Raw genomic sequence first — 4202 nt, 5'->3', positions numbered from 1 at the left:
CGGGCCAGCTCCAGCCGGTATTCGTTGACGTCGGTGATCACCACGTGGCGCGCCCCCACATGGCGGCAGACGGCGGCGGCCATGATACCGATGGGGCCTGCTCCGGTGATGAGCACATCTTCACCCACCAGATCGAAGGAGAGGGCGGTGTGCACCGCATTGCCGAACGGGTCGAAGATGGCAGCCAGCTCGTCCGGGATGTTGTCCGGCAGTTTGAAGGCGTTGAACGCGGGGATCACCAGATATTCGGCAAAGGCACCCGGGCGATTGACGCCAACGCCAATGGTGTTGCGGCACAGATGGGTGCGCCCGGCGCGGCAGTTGCGGCAGTGGCCGCAGGTGATGTGCCCTTCACCGGAGACCCGATCACCGATGGCGAAGCCGCGCACCTCCTGACCGATGGCGACCACTTCCCCCACATATTCGTGGCCGACCACCATGGGCACCGGAATGGTCTTCTGGGACCACTCGTCCCAGTTGTAGATATGGATATCGGTACCGCAGATGGCAGTTTTGCGGATCTTGATCAGCAGATCGTTGTGGCCGAGCTCGGGGGCCGGCACATCCGTCATCCAGATGCCGACCTCTTTTTTGAGTTTGGAGAGTGCTTTCATGGTTGTTCCTTCATGCCAGTCAATCACTATGAATGCAGAAAAAAGGGGCTGCAGCCCCTTGATTCAAATCAGATAACGCCGAGTTCACGGCCGATGCGGATGAAGGCGTCGATCGCCTTGTCCAGCTGCTCGCGGGTGTGGGCGGCAGACATCTGGGTGCGAATGCGCGCCTGACCCTTGGGCACTACCGGGAAGGAGAAGCCCACCACATAGATGCCGGCAGCCAGCATGCGGCTCGCCATCTCGGAGGCCAGTTTGGCATCCCCCAGCATCACCGGAATGATGGCGTGGTCGGCACCCGCCAGAGTGAAGCCCGCGGCGCTCATGCGCTCGCGAAAGTATTGGCTGTTCTCTTTCAGGCGGGCGCGCAGGTCGTGACCCTCGGCCAGCATGTCGATAACCTTGATGGTGGCGGCGACTATGGAGGGGGCCAGCGAGTTGGAGAAGAGGTAAGGGCGGGAGCGCTGACGCAGCCAGTCGATCACCTCTTTCTTGCCGGAGGTATAGCCACCGGAGGCGCCGCCGAGCGCCTTGCCCAGGGTGCCGGTGATGATGTCGACCCGATCCAGCACGCCACAATATTCGTGGGTACCGCGGCCGTTTTCGCCGATAAAGCCGACGGCGTGGGAGTCATCCACCATCACCAGCGCATCGTATTTGTCTGCCAGATCGCAGATGGATTTGAGGTCAGCGATGACCCCATCCATGGAGAAGACCCCGTCGGTGGCGATCAGCTTGAAGCGGGCACCATCGGCATCCGCCTGTTTCAGCTGAGCTTCCAGTTCGGCCATGTCGTTGTTGGCGTAGCGATAGCGCTTGGCCTTGCACAGCCGCACGCCGTCGATGATGGAGGCGTGGTTGAGTGCATCGGAGATGATGGCATCTTTGGCGCCGAACAGGGTCTCGAACAGGCCGCCATTGGCATCGAAGCAGGAGGAGTAGAGGATGGTGTCCTCGGTGCCGAGGAAGCCGGACATCTTCTGCTCCAGCGCTTTGTGCTGGTCCTGGGTGCCACAGATGAAGCGCACCGAAGCCATGCCGAAGCCGTGGCTATCCAGCCCCTGATGGGCGGCGGCGACCAGATCCGGGTGGTTGGCCAGCCCCAGATAGTTGTTGGCACAGAAGTTCAGTACCTGCTCACCGCCGACGGCGATGCTGGCCTGCTGGGCGGAGGTGATGATGCGCTCCTGCTTGTACAACCCTTCCGCTTGCACCTGGTTCAGTTGCTCGGTCAGGTGACGATAGAATCCGTTAGACATCCTCGATCCTTATTGGCTATTTCAGCTGCGTATCAACAGAGGGCGACATTTTACTGCAATCTGTTGCGGCAAATTCAAATGATTGTGCTGATATTCAACAAATGTGAAACAGATCTCACCCAACTGGTTGGGCCAGCTGACGGTAATGCTGTTCCAGCTGGCGGATCTGCGTGGCCACTTGGGGTTGCACATAGGGGCGCAGCAGGAACAGCACCTTCAACACTCCCTGATAGAGCAGCGGTTTGGTGATGCGGGTGTTGGGCGCCTGGGCAATCTGGAACGGGATCCAGCAGGTCACCACCATCTTGATTGTTTGGCCCAGACCCGGCAGGTCTTCGTCGCTGACATCGATAATGCCCCCTTCGCGCAGGCTCTTGAGCAGGGCGACCACTGATGCTCGCATCTGCTCCTGAGCCTTGAGGTACTTCTGTTGCAGCGGTTCGTCTCGGCTCAGGATGTCTGGCAGGTTGGCGTAGAAGAAGCGGAACTGCCACATCAGATAGAAGATGGCATCCAGATAGCCCATCAGATCCTGCAGGGTGATTTCACGGTTGCGGGTCGGGATGAAGCTCTCGCTCAGGTGGCGGGCATACTGGTCGAAGATGGAGTGGATGATGTCTTCTTTATTGCGGAAGTGGTAATAGAGGTTGCCCGGGCTGATGCCCATGTGCGCCGCAATATGGTTGGTGGTGATGTTGCGTTCACCCTGATCGTTGAACAGCTCGGTCGCGCTGTGAATGATCCTGTCTCTGGTTTTCATCACTCATTCCTCCAGCGGGTTTCGTCTGGGGGCGATTTTAACAAGGTCGAATCCCCAGACCGCCCGTGATAAACTTTTCGGCAATTTCAAATTGGCTCACTATACACAGCTTTAACAAGCAGTCACATGTAGCCATCAACGTACGAGAGGCAAACTCCATGATCGTAGTAACTGGCGGTGCTGGCTTTATCGGCAGCAATCTGGTCAAGCAGCTGAACGCTCAAGGACGGACCGATATCGTGGTCATTGATGACCTGACCGACGGCACCAAGTTCGTCAACCTGGTCGATCTGACCATCGCTGACTACATGGATAAGGAAGAGTTTCAGCACCGTATAGTGTCTGGTGACGATTTCGAAGAGTGGGATGGCATCGAGGTGATCTTCCATGAAGGCGCCTGCTCTGCCACCACCGAGTGGAACGGCAAGTTCATCATGGAGGTCAACTACGAGTACTCCAAGGATCTGTTCCACTACTGCATCGAGCGTGAGATCCCGTTTATCTACGCCTCCTCTGCCGCAACCTACGGTGGCCGCAACGACAACTTCATCGAAGATCCCAAGTTCGAACAGCCGCTCAACGTCTATGGCTACTCCAAGCAGCTGTTTGACCAGTACGTGCGCCGCTGGATGCCGGAGATCAACTCTCAGGTGGTCGGCCTCAAGTACTTCAACGTCTACGGCCCGCGCGAGCAGCACAAAGGCTCCATGGCTTCCGTCGCTTTCCACCTCAATACCCAGGTGAAGAAGGGCGAGAATCCCAAGCTGTTTGAAGGCTGTGACGGTTTCCCGAACGGTGGCCAGATGCGCGACTTCATCTATATTGACGACGTCTGCAAGGTAAACCTCTGGTTCTGGCAGAACCCGCAGCACTCCGGCATCTTCAACTGTGGTACCGGCCGTGCCGAGCCATTCCAGAACGTGGCCGAAGCGGTGATCAAGCATCATCAGAAGGGTGCCATCGAGTACATCCCCTTCCCGGATCACCTCAAAGGTCGCTACCAGAGCTTCACCCAGGCTGACATGACCAAGCTGCGCAGTGTCGGTTATGACGCCGAGTTCAAAACCGTTGCCGAAGGGGTAGCGGATTACATGGCCTGGCTCAACCGGGCCTGATTATTCGCTCTTGCGGAATGGCCGCCAATCAGGCGGCTTTTTCATTATTTTCTATGTGGTAAGCATGAAGAAAAAAGTATTATTTATAATGGAAACATTGGGCGGAGGAGGCGCCGAAAAGGTCCTTATTGAAACGCTTAAGCGTTTGGATTTTAGTAAGTACGCTATAACTTTGCTTTTATTGAGGCATGAGGGTGTATATTTATCTCAGGTTCCCCAAAATGTAACAGTAAAATTTCTGTTGCCGACCGAACCATCGGGGTGGTTTCAGCGGAAAATTTTATTTTCTATTAAAAAACGTTGGTGGAATTTTGTTGTCAATACCAAATGGTTGGCCAGTTTCATATTTAGCGAACGATATGATGTCGGTGTGGCATTTTTGGAAGGTAATAGCTCGCTGTTGTTATCTCACCTGAATTCTATTGTTCGAAAGATCGCATGGGTTCATATAGAC

At 56.0% G+C, this 4202-nt stretch carries 4 protein-coding genes and 1 pseudogene; 2 read left to right on the top strand and 3 right to left on the bottom strand.

The window, feature by feature from the left end:
- The 3 genes from tdh to AACS18_RS21115 all read right to left on the bottom strand — a co-directional run.
- Positions 1-614 (bottom strand): L-threonine 3-dehydrogenase (gene tdh / locus AACS18_RS21125; protein ID WP_108613230.1); only part of this gene is annotated, 614 nt, incomplete at its 3' end.
- 68 nt (positions 615-682) lie between these two features.
- Positions 683-1873 carry a glycine C-acetyltransferase gene (locus tag AACS18_RS21120; RefSeq protein WP_108613229.1) on the bottom strand — a complete coding sequence of 397 codons (1191 nt, stop codon included), beginning with the start codon at positions 1871-1873 and terminating at the stop codon, positions 683-685.
- Between the two features lie 115 nt (positions 1874-1988).
- Positions 1989-2633: a TetR/AcrR family transcriptional regulator gene (locus AACS18_RS21115; RefSeq protein WP_108613228.1), complete on the bottom strand. Its 645-nt coding sequence runs from the start codon at positions 2631-2633 to the stop codon at positions 1989-1991.
- Between the two features lie 158 nt (positions 2634-2791).
- Here AACS18_RS21115 and rfaD point away from each other — a divergent pair, with 158 nt between their 5' ends.
- Both rfaD and AACS18_RS21105 read left to right on the top strand, forming a co-directional pair.
- The gene (gene rfaD, locus AACS18_RS21110; RefSeq protein WP_108613227.1) at positions 2792-3748 is read left to right on the top strand and encodes an ADP-glyceromanno-heptose 6-epimerase; all 957 of its coding nucleotides are present in this window, start codon (positions 2792-2794) and stop codon (positions 3746-3748) included.
- 64 nt (positions 3749-3812) lie between these two features.
- Positions 3813-4202, top strand: a pseudogene (locus AACS18_RS21105) (glycosyltransferase); the annotation flags it as partial.

Source organism: Aeromonas sp. HMWF015, from assembly GCF_963878965.1.
Lineage (GTDB): Bacteria > Pseudomonadota > Gammaproteobacteria > Enterobacterales > Aeromonadaceae > Aeromonas > Aeromonas veronii.
This window is presented reverse-complemented; position numbering and strand designations above follow the sequence as displayed.